Genomic DNA, 17144 nt, shown 5'->3' on the forward strand with positions numbered 1-17144 from the left:
AAAATGGCTGCTGCAATTATTATCTCAAAACACTAACTTGATGATATTTCGATCATTAACTATAAAGGCTGATTTTCTTCACTTTTCATCATATGCTCTTTTCTATACTGGCCGGGACTAGCGCCTACATGCTTCTTGAACACTTGACAGAAATAACGCTGGTTATCATATCCGACATTAGAAGATGTTTTCGAGATTTTGAAGCTGCTTTCCCACAGCATCTTTTTCGCTTTCCGGATACGCAGCCAAGTGACATATTCAAGAATCGTCTGCCCGGTTGATCTGGAATATAAGTTGCTTACATAGGAAGAATTGAGATCGAACCGCTCAGCCAATTGATCAAGCTGGATATTCTCATGGTAATGAGATTCGAGATAAGCTTTGATTTCATGAACCACCTTTTCTTTCAGGGTGGTCTTCGTTATGTTCAAATAGAATTGCACGCTTAACGCCAAATCCTGGCACTGCTTCTGCAATGATATCCAATCCGGTGCTTCCAGCATCCTGTCCATCAGCTGCGTGCGGTCGCCGCTCACTTTCTCAAGCTTGATTCCATAGTCCTGCTCGATCAGATCATGAAGCCGGTTAGCCTATTGGATCCCCGCCTTCTTCAGGGAAGCAGAAGCGATCAATCGCCCTGCCCCCCATTCCACCAAGCTTCCCAGCAGCTCTTCGAATTCTTTATAAACGTAGCGGACGCAGGAATTCACCTGGTCAGACCAGTCGGAGAGCCATCTCCCGGAAACGTGACAGATCTCCGTCCACCGGTCCGCCTCCATAACCGGCATGCCGAAGAACAAAGCCATTTGGCATGCCTGCTCGGCTAACAAAAAAGAGAGATGCGCCTGCATGACTCCAGTCACAACCTCACCGATTCCGACTGACAACGCAATACCATCCGGTGAGCTGTCACCCGAAAATGCCGCGGCTTCCGCCATCAGGATATCCGTTAATACTGCGCAATCCTCCAGACTCGTCATGCACAACAGGATGATTTTCTGCTGCTCGTAGAGCAGCTCCACAACAATTCCGCGATCTGCCAGGAAGCTTAGAAGAGCATCTGTAACGTTATTGTTCTTCATACGTTCTACCCAGACCGCTGACGGGCTTCCGATCAGGATGGCCGCAAACTGGTTGTATCGTTCATATGGCGTTTGATCAAACGACCGGCTTGTCCCGTGAACGATGAGATCGGTAAATACCACTTGATTGAGTGCTCTGGCGAATCGAAGCTCCGGGCGATTTCCCGATTGCTCTGATTTGCGCTCCAGACGCTGGATCGCCCTTGAGACGGTCTTCGCTACTTCACCCAGCTCCGCGGGCTTGACCAGATAATCCACGGCCTCCAGCTCTATGGCCTCCTTGGCGTATTCAAACTCGGAATAGCCGCTCACGATAATGCATTTCGCTTTGCATCCTTTCCCCTTCAGGGTGCGGATCAGATCAAGCCCGTTCAGGCCTGGCATCCTAATATCGGTCAGGACAATGTCCGGGTTCGACCGGAGAATCCTTTCCAGCGCCTGCCTGCCGTTGTTGCCGTCCCCACGATCCTTATCCCGGAAGCGTTCCAATCAATCATGGCCGACAGCGTTTCGACCACGAGCTGCTCATCATCCGCTATAAACAGTTTATACATAACGCGATCCCACCTCCATGGCCCGGTGATTAAATATTGCTGAAATTGAGCTGAGCGTCATGACGCGTCAATGTTTAACCAGACGGATTCCGTCGATGGATGAACTAGCTACTGATTTCCCACTCGCTCAGTTAGTACTCGGAATGCTTCTCAAAAAGGTGTAGATTGGCAATTCACTACCGAAGATGCGCGGATCAAACTTAATACATTATATCCACAATTTAAAGATTGATGCTCTACTAGCTTTAGCAAATTCTCTACAAGACTAGACCCCTGACAGTATCTACTGTCAGGGGTCTAGTCTTAAATTGCAACTTATGAAATTGAACTCTTCGCTGAGGCAATTCAACTGCGGAGGCCGGAATTCATCAGGAATCCGTTTTCAAGTTCCCCCGCCGAACACCGACCGTAACGATCTCGCAGGAACCCACAGTCAACGTTATCCCGTCATCCTGGGTAGTATGAGAAAATTCCTTCCCCCTGCGTTCCAGCACATCACTTTCATAGAAGCTTCCTTCCATACGCAGCTGTAAGTGGGCGGCTTCCGGCTGCATGTTAAACCACCGGAGCGTCAGATCTCCCGATTCTTCTCCGATCTTCGCCGAGGAAAAAGCGATGCCTTCCCCTTCCCAGGCGAGCAGCCGGTAGTCGGGGACTAGTGGCCCTTCGTGCAGTCCGGTCTGGATGGCTGTCCACGGCACCTGGAATTGGTATGCCGCCGGATAAGCTTCCAATGCCCCTTCACCCGCATGCGTCATAAGAAGCAATTCCGCTGTATGCCTGCCCAGACACTGGGCTTCAGGTGTAGGGAATATCCCCCAGTCTCCCAGCTCGGATACCGAGCGGAGCAGCGTGACAGCGATCGTATTGCGGCCATCCCGCAGCACCTCGTATTCATGCAGTCCGAGGTTTGCAACCGTAAGCCCCTGCACGCCGTCACTTACATCCACGAATGCCTGCTGATGCTGCGTATTGCTCGGATTCACCCACTCCGCAGCCGGTTCGTTATCCCTTACAGCCACCTCGAAGATCGAGTCCGCACGGTGAACCGCCGCCTGCAGATCTGTCGGGAACAGCGCCCGGATGCGGTGATCCGTTGCTTGATTGTCCAGTTCAACACGAAGACGGATGCCGGCGGCGCTTCGTTCCAGGCTGACCGTAGTCGTAATCATCAGCGGGACGGTTTCTGCCCTCCGCTGTGATTTGCGCTCCGCATAATAGACCGCTTCGCGCTTCTCCTCTTCGAACCGCTCCTCTGAACCAGCCGGAATATTCAAACGATGAATGATCTGAAGTGCAGCGCGGTATGGCGTATTCTCTGCAATCGTGATCTCGGCAGCGATGCCGCGTGTCGTGATCGCCTCCTCGCCATCCGGCTGCTTATACATATATTCATTTCCGATGTCGCCGGTGTCCTCATATACGCCCAGATCACGGTATGCATGGCCGCTGGTCAAATCCGTGACTGTGAATGAACCGTCATCCGCAACCTCCAGGCGCAACCTGCCGTTATCAAGCACACGGTCAGATCTGAGCAGAGAATGCTCTTCTTCCGGTACCCTTCCACCGGCATGCACCCAGCCATAAGTTCGTAGGCCAAGCGCCGGCACATCCACCGCTTCGAAGGTGAGACGAACCCGGCGGCTCCAATACGGCTGGCGGAACTTATCGTCCGGAAGATCATACCCAAACTGCAGACCAAGATCCTCCATCCGGCAGGAAAGGATTTGATCCTCACTGTTTACTAGCACCCGTCCGGTAATATCGGCCGCCTTCATCCGCTTGATCATCTCTGACCCTGCCAGACCTTCACGGAAATAAATCTTGGCAGCCTCCAGTTCAATAGTAACCGTCCCGCTGCGTTTCCAGCCCGTGGTGTTGAAGACCACAAACGGCAGGGCATCATTGCCATACCGGCTCAGTCCGCTCGTATTGACCTTGCCGGCTATGGCAGTTTGGCTTCCGCCGATAAGCGCTTCCGCGACATCGCGGCTCTTAGCAAACCGCGTAATCATCTCACGGTGAACCTCATCCACACTGCAGCCGCAAATGCTGTCGTGGGGATGATTCTGCATCAGCGTCTTCCACGCATAGGTGAACAAATGATGAGGATAGGCTTCGCCAATCGTGTGTGCGATCGCCGCCAAGGGTTCAGCCACACCGCTGAGCAGCGACTGCCCGCGCTGGTTTAGCTGCTTCAGATAGATCCGCGCGGAGGCGGTATTGACCAGTGTCGACCATCCGTCCGTCCGCTGGCTACGAAGCTCCCCCTTCACCACTGACAATCCCTCCGGCTGCGCTTCTCTCAGCGAATCTAGGTATTCCCCGAAGCTGGAATGAACGAACTCCGTCTCTGGATACAGCTCCCGAGCCATGGCAAGCGCCTCAGACAAATCCGTCTGTACCGGCTGGTGGTCACAGCCGTTCATGAACAGAAGCTGCGTTGTCGAAGCATACTTGCCGGCATCAGCCAGCTTATGCTTCCAGTAACTTACGGCTTCTGCTTCATCCACCGGAATTTCCATGCCATTGCTGTACCAGTTCGCAAACAGAATGCCCAGCACCTGCGAGCCGTCCGGCCCTTCCCAGATCAGCTCCGAGAAAGAGGATTCGTATCCGGCATCGGAGACGGTGTTGTTGAAGCCAGTGGGCTTCACGCCCCGCCCGAACACGGCATTGTCAATGCCGGCCTGGCGGAGAATCTGCGGCGCTTGCCCGATATTCCCGAAGGTATCCGGGAAATAGCCGACCTTCGCAATCCTTCCGTACTGCGCCGCATCCCGGTGCCCGATTTGCAGATTGCGCAGATTGGCTTCGCCGCTGGTCAGGAAGGCATCCTGAAGGATATACCAGGGACCAATGGAGATACGCCCTTCTTGGATGAACCGTTTCAGTAGCTCCTGCTTCTCCGGACGCACCTGAAGATAATCCTCGAGAATAATAGTCTGACCGTCCAGATGAAAGCTGCGATAGTCCGGGTCCTGCTCAAGCGCATCCAGCAAGGTATCCATAAGTCCAATCAACAGCACATGGTGTTTCTCATATGGCAAATACCATTCCCGGTCCCAGTGGGTATGCGGGATGATATGTGCCGTTTGACGGACGGCATTCGTTTTGCCTTTTGTCATGAAGCGTTTCTCCCTTTCTAATTGACTATTCTGCCATGGCCTTCAAAAGGATTATCGATGGTAATCCGGCCTGCTTCCGCATCGCCGATTCCACTGTACAGATCCGCTTTACCATCCGGCCGCAGAATGATTCCTGCAGAGAACGCACAATCCGCCAGATGGGGTCTTTTGGCTGGCCCGTCGGGGTAGCAGGCCCTTGTGCCGATAATCTTCAGCTCCGATGCTTCGTGCGTTGTTGGATCCAGAACAAATGACATGTTCATATACGACTGTTGAGGAGTCCCCATTCTATCGATCGCATGATATGCGATATGGCCTATAACTCCAATTTTCCCGCTCTCCAGAAAATAGGCCTGATTGCATCCCCCCCACTCATCCTTGCCGAATAAGTTAGGAATAACAGCTGCATTCTCCAGTACTTCGGCAGAAAGCTCATCAAGTCCGCCTATCACCGTGAACCCAATCACCGATTCACTGCCATACTGTCGGCGGATGTCCTCATTCCGGGGCCGCGAGAATACACCTATCTGAGAATTAGGCATTTGCACAAGCCGGATGTCTTTCATAAGCTCCGGTCCTGTTGTGAAATAATACAAATCATGCAAAGCGGAACCTTTATAGAAATAACCATAATAGGTTTCGGGCTCGTTCTGCTTGTAACGAACATGCGTCCCGCCCATAATCAAGTTTGCATCAACAAAACTGACAAATGGATCTTCCAGTGGATAAATCATTGAATCCGGCACAAGCGTCCATTCGTCCTGTCCGGTCTCCTGAAAGAGCCGTACCCATGACCTGGCCCACTCCTCCCGTCTTTCGATACGTCCGAAGATATACTTGCATCCCCCCCACTCAAAAGGAATAGACACATTATAGACATCAAAGCCTTCCACGTTGTTGAATTTCAGCTTTACACTTTCATAGATTTTATTCTCTTGTTCAAAACATTTCCTCATACCGGCAGCATTCATCGCAGACAACCTTTCAAACTCAGGTGTGATCAATCTCTTATCCTCACACGCAGACTTTTGATCTCAAAGGGGGTGAATTCAAGTTCAACCTCGGTGCTATGCTCCCGCAGCAGCTCTGCCGGCCGTTCCATCAGATCGCATTCCTCAATGGACAGGCAATCGAGACCGAAGGATACTGCAGTGCGTGCCCTAGTCCCATCCGTTTCGTACAGACGGAAGATGAGATGCTCACTGTCCTCAGCTTTTTTTACGGATTCCAGCATAACGGAAGGATGACCCATCCGGATGAGCTGAACGGGATCACGGCGCGTTTCCGTTGCGATGTTGCCTTCTGCCAGGACAAGCGGGATATTCAGCTCGTATCCTTTGCGATGGACAGCGGCGGTCACAGAATCTCCGGCATGCGGATACAAGGCATACGTAAACCGGTGGCTGGCACGGTCAGCGTCCGGATCAGGATAGATTGGACTTCTCAGCAAATTCAAATCCAAAACATGCCCTTGAACACTATGTCCATACTTGCAGTCATTCAGCAGCGCGACCCCATAATCCGGCTGAGACAAGTCAATATAGTGATGTGCCGCAACTTCATCCTTGGCGAACTCGATCAGTGTATTGCGCGTTGTGGGCCGCTTGATCTGTCCGAACTGAATATCAGAGGTGAATTGGTCGCTGGCAATGTTTACCGGAAAGGAGACCCGCAGCATTTTTCCTGATTCGTTCCATTCAGCTTCCGTCTGAAAATCTATCCTTTCCGAATCTGCAGCCAGTACAATTTTCTGGACAAGGAAAGACTCCCCGTATTGATAGTGTTGTTCCATAATGGCCTGCGGGCCATCGATACGGAAGATACTGTTCATCAGCTTCATGGTTCCGGCAACCGTTTCGCGGTAGTCATGCGGGAAATCCCAAGCGTCACCGGTATCTTCATAGACTGTGAACACGTTGGCCGCTGCTTTCGGATAGATGACTTCTCTTTGTTGGCTGTGGTCATATATGGAGATCACATGCCCTTCTTCATTAAAGCTGACCGTAAGCCGCGAATTTGCAATCATTCCATCAGACGCTCTTATCCCTTCGGCATCCTTGTATTGGACTGCATCCTCAAGCTTTAGATAGCTCATGCCGGGAACTACTGCCCACTGCCATTTTTCTCCGCAGCGAATCCATTCCTTCCGCTCCCACGGAAGCGAATTGAAGATGGCCGTTTCCCCGGCCCATCCCGCCAGACCGGCGAGTTCCGCGTATCTCTTGCCGATTATCGCATACACTTCGTCATACAGCTTGGCATACCGCTCCAGCGATTCGTCATAGACCCTGGTTATGGAGGAACCGGGCAAGATGTCATGGAATTGATACAGCAGAACTTCTTTCCAGATTTCCTCAAGCTTTGCCGCTGGGTAAGAAGAACCGCCTAATACATGAAGCAGGGAAGAGCCAAATTCAAGCTCCCGAAGCGCCTTTTCCAGCTTGCGGTTATACCATTTATTACGCGCTTGGGTGGTCAGCGTCCCCTGGTGCTTCTCCAGGTACAGTTCCCCCTTGAAAGTATCAAAGCGGGCAGCTTCCTGTGCCAGACGCTGAAAGAAAACCAGAGACGGTTCCTGGACAACCTGAGGCAGGCCAGACAGATTCTTCTCACGTGCCAGCCGTTCCAGATGCTCTTCGCCAGGTCCGCCGCCCCCGTCACCAATACCGAACAGCATCAGCGCATGTCCAGATACATTCCGGTCCAGATAATCACTCTCAATCTTGACCAGCGACCGCGGTGCAGCGGGACTGTTGTAAGTATCCTCTGGCGGCAGATGCGTCAGCACCCGTGTTCCATCAATACCTTCCCAGTAGAAGCTGTGATGCGGATGGTCGTTGTATTCACTCCAGGACAATTTCTGGGTCATCATATATTCGACACCGGATTTGGCAAGAATCTGCGGCAGGCTTCCCGTATAGCCGAATACATCGGGCAGCCACAGCACTTTCATTTCCTGGCCGAATTCCAGTTCGAAAAATCGCTTGCCATACAATATTTGCCGGACCAGCGCCTCGCCACCAGAAATATTCGTATCCGGTTCCACCCACATCGCGCCCTGCGGTTCCCAGCGGCCTTCCTTAATTCGTTCTTTAATCTGTTCATAAAGCTCCGGATAGCCTTCCTTCATCCACTGATAAAGCTGGGGCTGGCTGGCCCCAAAGACATATTCCGGGTACTTCTCCATGTTGCGGAGAACCGTCGAGAACGTTCGTGCTCCTTTGCGGATCGTTTCCCGGATCGGCCACAGCCAGGCCAGGTCAATATGCGCATGTCCAATCGCACTAACAGTAAGACTGGGGTCACCTCCCTGCTTGGCAAGCTCACGTCCGACGATCCCGGCAGCCTGTTCCACCCGCTTGGCACTGATTACAGACAAGCAATTGGAGGCATCATACAGGGATTGAGCTATCTTCGCTTTACGGGAGCTTGTATCCGGGAGCTTCTCTGCCAGCTCAAGAAGCACTTCAAAATCATAATACAAGCTGCGGATATCCTCATGGCATACGGCTATAACCGCCTCCTTCAGCGTTCCGCTCCGGTAATGCCCAAACAGATCATTACAGCCCGCGTCCCCCCATAGCTCGATCTTTTCACCGCCTGCCGCTGAGGGCAACAGATCCACTACCCGCTTGCCGGGCAGACCAAGCGCAAGTTCAAACTCGGAATTAATGTTAGTTAGCCCTTGACGCGGCGTTCCCGACTCATCCACCAGGCACAGTTCTCCGTTCACATCGATAAGCAGGACAATCTTGGCCCCGGCAGCCTCAGTCGGAATGACGCCCGCGAAGCGGAACCATGCGCAATCCCACAGTTCACCCCAGCGGGTCCCTTGATGGAGCCTGACATGTTTCCCTACTGTTTTTTGGCTGTAGCTCACAGGCTCTTTCGTCACCCATGCTTCAACCTCCAGCAGTCCAACCGTATGATAAATTGCCTCATTAAGCTTTTCCTTCGTCTTCATTATTTTCATAAGCCTGACTTTGTCTGCTTCGTATGGCATTCTCTCACTCCTATATTTTCATGCCGTGCAATTGATAAATAAGTGCGGCAAAGAGGCTGTTTGCCCACGCAAACCAGGTTCGCGTATATTCAGCGGGATGATCCGGATTAAAACCTTCGTGCATATAGCCTGTATCCGCATCTGTCGTGGTCAGCATAACCAGTATTTCGGCAATCTCCTCAGGGTCAAGAGCTGTTAATCCCTGCATCGCCAGTCCGATATGCCATATATATCCGTCCGGTGTATGAGGGCTTCCGACACCGCGGGCATACTTCCCTTCGAAGTAATACGGATTAGTTGTACTCAGTACAAAATTTCTGGTATTCAAATAGAGCGGATCATCGGCTGCGGCATAGCCCAAATACGGAATGGACAGCAGGCTGGGTACATTGGCATCATCCATGAGATGATAATTGCCAAATCCGTCTGTCTCGTAGGCATAGATCTCGCCAAACTCGGGATGATTTACCTTACCATAGGTTTTGATACCATGGTCGATTTCTTCTTTCAGCTTGGCGGCCTGATCCGCCGTCTCCGTGTCCTTGTATACGGCACGCAGTATTTCCTCCATATATCCCAACGCGACAACGGCAAACATATTGGCCGGGATCAAATACCCGAATACACAGGCGTCATCGCTTGGACGGAAGCCGGACCAGGTCATCCCTGTATAATTGACCGGCATGGACGCACCGCTGTTTCTGAGCGTATCGCTCGGAGGGCAGTTCAGCCTCTCAAAACGGTACGGAGAGCATTCATGATGTCTTTGCTCCACCGTCCACAAATCGATGATGCGGTGAACTGCTTCCTTGAAAGCATCATCAAAAATATCGGTGCTCCCTGTCTCCCGCCAATACAAATAGGCCAGTTCAACCGGATAACACAGCGAATCAATCTCATACTTGCGTTCCCAGACCCAAGGGCTGGATTCGGTTAGATCATCTCCATGCCCTTGACCATTCGCTTCTTTGTTGAAGGCATTCGCATAGGAGTCTTTATTGATGCAAAATATTTGCTTTTGAATAAGTCCTTCAATCACTTTCCGCAATTCCGGCAATTCCGTCGCAAAAGGAATGTAATGCTTGACCTGAGCCGTTGAATCTCTCAGCCACATCGCCGGAATATCGCCGGTAATCACAAAAACGGAATCATCTTCCAGGTACTGTACAGTCGTTTCGATAGTGCTCATGAAACAATTGGCAAACATGGCAGCCAGCTTCTCCCTGTTCAGGCCTCTATCTGAAAAATACCCCTCTCCTTGTTCTACAACGTGTATAAGTTCCTTCCATTTCACCGAATCCTGAAAATCAATAACCGGTTTATTCATATGCTTGCTCCCCGCTCCTCTTCTATAATAACTTGTCTATGAAGCTGAAATATTCAGGTTCCACCAGCTCGGACCATACCCGTTGCCCGGAGTCCGGTCGCTGAAGCGGATATACATTATTTTGTCGGGATTATTGGCCAGCACTCCTGAGAGGTCGCAGGTCTCCGAATGCCGCGCGGAAACACCACTGGAATAAGCAAAATTCCCCCAATTCACCCCGTCCCGTGAGACGTCCACATTAAACTCTCCCGCGATGTCCAGCACCATGGAAGCTGATGTTACATCATCCTTCAGATCAAATTTATAAATGACTGTCGAATCCTTGTCGGCGTAACGGTGATCATTATCGATGCTGCCTGTGTTCTGAACAATATATTGATTATCCGCATAGCTTGGCGTTACAAGGTTTGCACCTGTTCCCTCCGTGGAGACCGAAAGCCGATACAGGCTTGGACCGTTGCCATTCTGGGGGCTGCCGTCTTTGAATCTCACATACACTGTTTTCGCCGGGTTATTATTCAACCAGCCGCTGATATTGGAATTCTCCACCGTTCTGCCGGTACCGCCGTTGGCATGGGCAGCGTTGCTCCAATTCATGCCGTCCCGGGAGAGGTCGACTACATAATCGCCGCCGATGTCCATCGTCATCGTTGCTTTTGTGACAGCCGGGTCCAGGTTAAATTTGTAAATCCAGTTGGAATTCCCATCCGCATATCGGTGGCCGTTGTCCATCGCCGAGGAATTGTCTTCGTACAGATAGACGGTCTCTGCGTCATTGTTGTTCGCGGCGAAGCTGATTCCCCTGAGTTCCTGGTTCAGCTTGTTAATGGTGGCAATTTCATCGCTTGGCTTCAAAAATACATATTTTCCGGGATAGTCTGCATTCAGCCGGTCCACCTCAGCCTTCACTCTATTAAAGAATAAAAAATTCCCGTTGGCATCCTGACCGTAACCTGCCAAAATCGGATAAATATTATGAAACACCGGTCTGGAAGGGTCACTGTTCACATTTTTGAGGACATTATAGATGTCGTCTTCATTCTGCACCATGTCACCTTGGGCAATCGTATAGATTCCATGGTATGCACTGATGGGCTGTACATCATCACCCCGGAAGAGACCCGCTACTCCAGTGCCGACCAAACTGTCCGCCATTTGTTTGTGGCTGGTGCTGTTGACACTGCTGTGCCAGATTTGGGAAGTGCGGATACCCGCATCCTTTAGCCACTGTTTATTCAGGTTCAGCCATGCCGAATATCCGTTTGTATAATCCTCGGGATAAATAAACTGATAGCCCGTAGGTCCGGCGACAAGCTCAACGTTATCGGTCTTATTCGCATAGAAGTAATCCAGGAAAGGTGACGCAAGTTCTTGTGCGGAAGGGGTAATGGTAATTCCAACAGGAACCTGCCCTTTCGCAGTACTCTGAAACTGTCCGTACAATGATCCTTGGTCGAATTGGATATTATCGCCGTCGCTCGCCACGATGGAGACATACACTTTGCCCGGCTGCGCATTTATGGCAGTACCCGCCGGCTGAGAATAGGTGCGGTTCGGAAAGCTGGACCAGACACTGCCGTTCGAGTAATAATCCGATACCACATAACCGATGCCGTATGGATTTACCGTTGCGTTCAGTTCATCTCCGTTTGGCGCATAGCCCATCACGGCCGTACCCGGTGCGTAGTTGCCTCTTTGCACAATTTTAACAATTTCCTCACGTTCGCTTTGGACTCTCGGGTCAAGGTAAAATACAAATGATTTGCTTGCTGCGGCGTAATCGAATACGAGCCATGGGTTACCCGTCCAGTTATCCTTAGGGTTAGGTTCTGTCGTCCGCAAACCAGCAGAGAAAATAACCTGCTTGTTCAAGGAAGGCATCAAGTGATCCAGCGCCCAGTCATAGGCAGCCACCCGTCCGCTCCAGTTCGAGCGGATATCCTCTGCTGTTTTCGTTCCAAATTCGGAAATCAGACTATTTCGGATACTGTCCGTCACCGGCAGTCCGCTCTCCAGGCTTCCCTTCATCAACGCAATATTGAAGGTCCAATCCGAATTTCCATCCCATACAATGAGTTTGGATACCGTATTTTTATAATCTCTGTACAGGGTTCTGAGGCCCGGATTGGTTCCGCTTAAGGGCGTCACATTCTGATAGCTCTTCCCGGTCGTATTCAACCAGCCGATGTCGATATTGTCTCTGGTCAAGACATAAATCTTGGCTGAACCTTGATTAATTAATCCCTGTAGTGCCAGCGCGGACAGCTTGGCTTCGGGGGAATCATTCCGCAGGTCATAGACATAGAGGGTATCTGCTGCTGGTAATTTGGGATATAAACCGCCAGCTGCTTGAGCTTTAGGGAACCCTGAGACCACTGTACTTACAATCAATACAATCACAAACAGAACCAATCGCAGGCTTTTTCTCATAACCATCCTCCTGGTAATTGAGCTATAATCCTTTAATGCATCAATTCTACCTATCTGCTGCTAAGTGCTATCCTTTGATACCGGCACTGGCAAACCCTTGAACGATGTATTTCTGCGTAAACAAAAAAATCACGAGTGGCGGTATAGTGGCTATAGTGGAAGCGGCGAAAATAAGCGGGTAGTTGCGGTCGCCAAACTTGGATAAGGCGCTTACCAGCAAGCCAACGTACCCTGTTATGGTGGTATATTCAATTTTGTTCACAAACATAAACGGATTCAGCCAGTCGTTCCAGGTGCCGATGGCTGTATTCAGAGCGATTGTCGCGATGATTGGCTTCTGTATAGGCAGGATGATCGTCAGCAGTGTCCGAAAAAAACCACTTCCGTCAATCGAGGCCGCTTCCTCAAAATCCCGAGGCAATGCCGCTGTCGATTGGCGGAACAGATAAATCCACACCACATTCGCGGGACCAATCAGAACATATAGTACCAGCGGATTGTTGATCAGGCCGTGGCCACCTGCTCCAAACCAGTCATTGCCGCCCATCAGCGGAATTTTTGCCATCAGTAAATACGTTGGAATCAGTGTCAGCACACCCGGCACCATCTGGATCAGTATAATGAAAAAGAAGAAGAAGGTTTTGCCGGGAAACTGCAGCCGTGCCAGCACATAGCCGACGAAGAAGGCCATCGATGTCACAATTAATGTGTACCAGCTTGTTCTCAGTACCGTATTCAGCAGAGGTCGGAGCATCGTCGGCTCGAATAGACTCTTGTACCAGGCAATCACCCACCGTCCGGGAATCGGCAATAAAGAGCTTATGTGCGTGAAGTCCTCTTTGGGAAAGAAGCCTGCCAGTAATGAAAATAAGAAAGGATACAGCATAACCAAAGCAATAGCCGTCAATATGAATGTCCACAACGATTTTATTAATAGACTCGTTTTCATAGATTCTCCTGCCGTCTCACAATAAATTGGATATAAATAACCGTTAATATCATGGTTACAAAACCGAGTACCATGGACGAAGCTCCCGACATGCCCATATTGAAGCTTTCCAGACCATCCCGGTAAATCCGGTACATTAGCACGTCAGTTGCACCGACAGGTCCACCCCTGGAGATAAACATTACCGAATCCCACATTTGCATGGAACCGATCAGCCCTGTGATCACGATATAGCTTGCGATAGGTCTAAGACCTGGCAGAGTGACATACCGGATCAATTGAAACCGGTTGGCACCGTCTATTTTACCTGCTTCGTAGAGGGTCGGATCGATGGATTGCAAGCCTGCGAGCCAGATTATTGCTGTAGGTCCCACACCTCTCCAGACGCCGTAAGCAGTAATCCAGAATACCATCCAAAACGGAGAATACGACCAGATCACAGGGTTTAAACCCAATGACTGTAAGAACTTATTAAGCGGCCCGGATTGAGGATTTAACAGTGCAATAATAACTGCTGTTGTTGTCGCTACCGACGCAACATTGGGCACATAAAAAGTGGACCGAAATAAGCCCCTCAGCTTCATGGGAACGTTCAACATCAACGCAAGGATGAAGGCGATCAATGTATTGGCGGCAAATCCCACCCCACCAATCCATAACTGCTTCCACAAAGAGATTAAATAATCAGGACTTGTAAAAAAAGTCTTATAATTCCCAATGCCGATCCAATGCGGGCGACTCGTGAGTCCATTCCATTCTGTAAAGGAAATAAATATGCCAAGTAGAATTGGAATGATAATTACAATGGCAAACCATATATAGATCGGCCCTATGATTGAATAGGCAAGCAAGGCTTCCTTCCGCCTTGGACTGATCCTTCTTCCTTTAAACTCCATGGTAAACCTCCTTGATGTCATATGAACGGGAAAGGGTGCGGCAGCAGATTGCCATGCCCCACCCAACACCCTTCACATTATTGCAACTGCTTCTCCGCTTCAGCCTGGGCTTCTTTCAAAATCGTATCAATGGGGTCGTTTGTCATGGTAGCTCTGGAAATAACTTTGGTATTGATGACATCCCAGATTTGCGAATTATTCTTATTGAATACAGGCAAGCCCTTCAATTCTCCGTTTGCAACTTGTTCAATTCCTGCTTTAAGGATAGGATTAGAATCCAGCACCGCTGGATCGTTCTGTAATTCCGTTGTAGCCGGAGGGGTGATATCGTGTATGGATGCACTGCCAAGAATATCTTTGCTCAGCATCATACGGAGGATGTTGAAGGCCTGCTCTTTATTCTTGGAAGCATTGGTCACGCCGTAATAATCAAAGCCCACCAATGAATTTGACGAAACGCCGCCTTCTGCAACGGGCAAAGGCACAACGCCATAATTCAATTTCTTGGTGATGGCATCATTGGCCTGCCATGTGCCATTGATAGCAAATCCGAGTGTCTTATCATCATTAAACATCGCATAGAGTGGGCCTTCGTCGGTGCCGTTGCCAATGCCCTTAGGGAAATTATGGTCCATGTCTCTGAGGAATTGCAGAGCTTTAGCCATTTCCGGCGTATTGATCGTTACTGTGTCTCCACCGCCCCAATCTGCTCCGACGCTACGAGCAATAGCCGTGAACCGGAGCGCGCCGCCGTTATGCGGGTGGGAGGGAATGCCGCCTCCAAAAAATTTGCCGGCTCCCGCCGCAGTCAGCTTCTCGGATACAGCTTGCCAATCCTTCCACGTTTTTAACTGAACGTTATCTGCATCGATGCCGGCCTGTGTCAGAAGATCTTTATTGTAAAAGAGCAGGAAGAGATTCCCTTTCGGCGATACAGCAACCGGTTTACCCTCCTTGTTATTCAGCAGAAAGTTTGGGTTGACCGCACTAACGATATCATCCGGCAGTGGAGTCAGAATATCTTCCGATGCGTAGATTGGCATGAAGGTCTCGCCATGCACGATGTCTGGCACACTGCCGCTTAAAATAGCTGCTCTCTGCTTCTTGTCCAGATCCTCGGCCCATCCCCAGTTCTGATAATCAACCTTATAGTTGGGATATTCCTTGGCGATGGCATTTCTTGTCTGATATCCCAGGTTATTGGGATTCTCAGTCTTAAATTTTGTCATGCTGGCATCGTCCCAATCACCTCCAACTACCTGCAGTTTAACGCTTTCATTTTCACCTTGATTAGAAGTGTTAGTCGTGCTTGAATTCTTGTTGCTTGAAGAAGAAGTGTCTGTTGAATTGTTGTTGCCTGACCCGCATGCCGTTAATGACGCCACCACTGCCAAGGATAACAATCCCATCGAAAAACGCTTATACATTTCTAGCCCCCCAAATCTTTGATATTGTTTACAGGCCTATTATATATCAATAGTATTTATAATTCAATAAAGAGTGCTGATATATTTTATATATCAGCACTTGGTCTCAAACATTCAAATTATTCTATCCACCGATTTGTTTTCTACAATCGTTGTCTCTAATTTAATGGTCTTCAATGGCAGATCCGGATTTTCCAGCCTTCCCATTAACAAGTCCATTGCGGATTCGCCGAACAAATCCGTTGGCTGTTTGACCGTAGTAAGCGGCAATGGATACATATCTATCACTTTGTTATCGGTAAATCCGGTTACCGACAGATCTTGCGGAATTCGGATGCCCAGCTTCTCGGCGGCATACACCAGCTTTATCGCCAGTATGTCCTCCGTACAACAGACTGCTGTCATATCCGAGGAGTTCTTCAAGTAGTCCATGAGGACCTCAATAACAGGATCCTCCGAGAGATTCACCCTTTTCATCATGCCGTTTGTTTCTTCAACCGAATGGATCAGCTTCGTATAAATTCCTACATGTGAGTCAACCAAAGCCTGGATATAGCCCTGATAACGTTCCTCCCGGCTTCTGGCTACATCCATCTGATTGGTCAGGAATCCGATTCTTGTATGACCATGATCAATTAAATATTGGGTAATCTGGTAGGCTGCCAGATAGTGGTCATGAAGCACACAATCGAAATCAATCTCCTTAAACGAACGGTCCAGGATCACTATGGGATATTTCGCCAGACGCAGCTTCATTAGCTGTTCTCCGCATACCTTGCGGCCCCTCGGGAACAGAATAATTCCCGCTACATCCGGGCTTGCTGACATTTCCTGAAGAATCTGCTCTTCATTCTCTAGGTCCTCACTGAGCTTCACTACCAGATGGTATCCGTGCTGGCTGCATGATTGTTCAACCGAATGAAGGATGTTGCCCGTAAAATCATCGATCATCGGCAAAATTAAGGAAATCAGCTGCTTCGCTTTATTCTTCAAAGGCTCTTTGCCAGACCGGGTGGCATTATATTGCAGCGCACCTGTATTAATATCCGCTACGAAAGTCCCCCTTCTAGGAAGCCTGTACAAGATACCTTCTTCTTCCAACGCCTGAATCGCCATCTTGCTGGTCATTCTGCTGACATCAAACTGCTCTGCCAGTTGTCCTTCCGAAGGAATCGGATCATGGGGCGCAAGCCCTTTTTCTACAATAATTTCTATAATTCCTTCCTTGACCTGCTCATAAAGCTTGTTTTTCCTTTGCTTGATAAGTTTGACTTTATCCATTTTAAGCCCCTTTAGTATTTTGATATAATAAATATATCACAACATATTTTTTATTTCATCTCTATAT

The 17144-nt window shown here is 49.7% G+C and carries 11 protein-coding genes and 1 pseudogene; 1 reads left to right on the top strand and 11 read right to left on the bottom strand.

What is annotated here, in order from left to right:
• Positions 1 to 59: 59 nt before the first annotated feature.
• Together NYE58_RS27395 and NYE58_RS27400 are read right to left on the bottom strand one after the other, a co-directional pair.
• Positions 60 to 512: a helix-turn-helix domain-containing protein gene (locus tag NYE58_RS27395; protein ID WP_341003537.1), complete on the bottom strand. Its 453-nt coding sequence runs from the start codon at positions 510 to 512 to the stop codon at positions 60 to 62.
• A 78-nt stretch (positions 513 to 590) separates the two neighbouring features.
• Positions 591 to 1571 carry a response regulator gene (locus NYE58_RS27400; protein WP_341003538.1) on the bottom strand — a complete coding sequence of 327 codons (981 nt, stop codon included), beginning with the start codon at positions 1569 to 1571 and terminating at the stop codon, positions 591 to 593.
• Between the two features lie 94 nt (positions 1572 to 1665).
• Between NYE58_RS27400 and NYE58_RS27405 the strand changes: the two are divergent.
• A pseudogene (locus NYE58_RS27405) lies at positions 1666 to 1868 on the top strand (IS630 family transposase); the annotation flags it as partial.
• 136 nt (positions 1869 to 2004) lie between these two features.
• On the opposite strand, the gene NYE58_RS27410 reads toward NYE58_RS27405, so the two are convergent.
• From NYE58_RS27410 to NYE58_RS27450, 9 genes are all read right to left on the bottom strand, one after another.
• On the bottom strand, positions 2005 to 4764 hold the full coding sequence (locus NYE58_RS27410; protein ID WP_341003539.1) for an alpha-mannosidase: 2760 nt from the start codon (positions 4762 to 4764) through the stop codon (positions 2005 to 2007).
• A gap of 17 nt (positions 4765 to 4781) precedes the next feature.
• Positions 4782 to 5768 (bottom strand): DUF1861 family protein, encoded by a 987-nt coding sequence (locus NYE58_RS27415; RefSeq protein WP_341003540.1) that lies wholly within the window; start codon positions 5766 to 5768, stop codon positions 4782 to 4784.
• Positions 5765 to 8767 (bottom strand): alpha-mannosidase, encoded by a 3003-nt coding sequence (locus tag NYE58_RS27420; RefSeq protein WP_341003541.1) that lies wholly within the window; start codon positions 8765 to 8767, stop codon positions 5765 to 5767. The genes NYE58_RS27415 and NYE58_RS27420 overlap by 4 nt, the downstream gene beginning before the upstream one ends.
• A gap of 10 nt (positions 8768 to 8777) precedes the next feature.
• On the bottom strand, positions 8778 to 10094 hold the full coding sequence (locus NYE58_RS27425; protein WP_341003542.1) for a glycoside hydrolase family 125 protein: 1317 nt from the start codon (positions 10092 to 10094) through the stop codon (positions 8778 to 8780).
• A 36-nt stretch (positions 10095 to 10130) separates the two neighbouring features.
• On the bottom strand, positions 10131 to 12524 hold the full coding sequence (locus tag NYE58_RS27430; RefSeq protein ID WP_341003543.1) for a GxGYxYP domain-containing protein: 2394 nt from the start codon (positions 12522 to 12524) through the stop codon (positions 10131 to 10133).
• Between the two features lie 67 nt (positions 12525 to 12591).
• A complete protein-coding gene (locus tag NYE58_RS27435) occupies positions 12592 to 13446 on the bottom strand; it encodes an ABC transporter permease subunit (RefSeq protein ID WP_052416690.1) in 855 nt (284 codons plus the stop codon).
• Positions 13447 to 13469: 23 nt separating this feature from the next.
• Entirely contained in the window at positions 13470 to 14369 is a 900-nt protein-coding gene (locus tag NYE58_RS27440) for a carbohydrate ABC transporter permease (RefSeq protein ID WP_341003544.1), read from the bottom strand.
• 77 nt (positions 14370 to 14446) lie between these two features.
• On the bottom strand, positions 14447 to 15796 hold the full coding sequence (locus tag NYE58_RS27445; RefSeq protein WP_341003545.1) for an ABC transporter substrate-binding protein: 1350 nt from the start codon (positions 15794 to 15796) through the stop codon (positions 14447 to 14449).
• 114 nt (positions 15797 to 15910) lie between these two features.
• On the bottom strand, positions 15911 to 17077 hold the full coding sequence (locus tag NYE58_RS27450; RefSeq protein ID WP_341003546.1) for a GntR family transcriptional regulator: 1167 nt from the start codon (positions 17075 to 17077) through the stop codon (positions 15911 to 15913).
• Positions 17078 to 17144 lie beyond the last annotated feature (67 nt).

The organism is Paenibacillus sp. FSL L8-0708, from assembly GCF_038009325.1.
In the GTDB taxonomy this organism is placed as follows: domain Bacteria; phylum Bacillota; class Bacilli; order Paenibacillales; family Paenibacillaceae; genus Paenibacillus_AQ; species Paenibacillus_AQ odorifer.

Bases quoted from the DNA above. Each gene is read 5' to 3' on its own strand.
- NYE58_RS27420 (WP_341003541.1), bottom strand. From the start codon at position 8,767: ATGCCATACGAAGCAGACAAAGTCAGGCTTATGAAAATAATGAAGACG.
- NYE58_RS27425 (WP_341003542.1), bottom strand. From the start codon at position 10,094: ATGAATAAACCGGTTATTGATTTTCAGGATTCGGTGAAATGGAAGGAA.
- NYE58_RS27450 (WP_341003546.1), bottom strand. From the start codon at position 17,077: ATGGATAAAGTCAAACTTATCAAGCAAAGGAAAAACAAGCTTTATGAG.
- NYE58_RS27445 (WP_341003545.1), bottom strand. From the start codon at position 15,796: ATGTATAAGCGTTTTTCGATGGGATTGTTATCCTTGGCAGTGGTGGCG.
- NYE58_RS27430 (WP_341003543.1), bottom strand. From the start codon at position 12,524: ATGAGAAAAAGCCTGCGATTGGTTCTGTTTGTGATTGTATTGATTGTA.
- NYE58_RS27440 (WP_341003544.1), bottom strand. From the start codon at position 14,369: ATGGAGTTTAAAGGAAGAAGGATCAGTCCAAGGCGGAAGGAAGCCTTG.
- NYE58_RS27395 (WP_341003537.1), bottom strand. From the start codon at position 512: ATGGACAGGATGCTGGAAGCACCGGATTGGATATCATTGCAGAAGCAG.
- NYE58_RS27410 (WP_341003539.1), bottom strand. From the start codon at position 4,764: ATGACAAAAGGCAAAACGAATGCCGTCCGTCAAACGGCACATATCATC.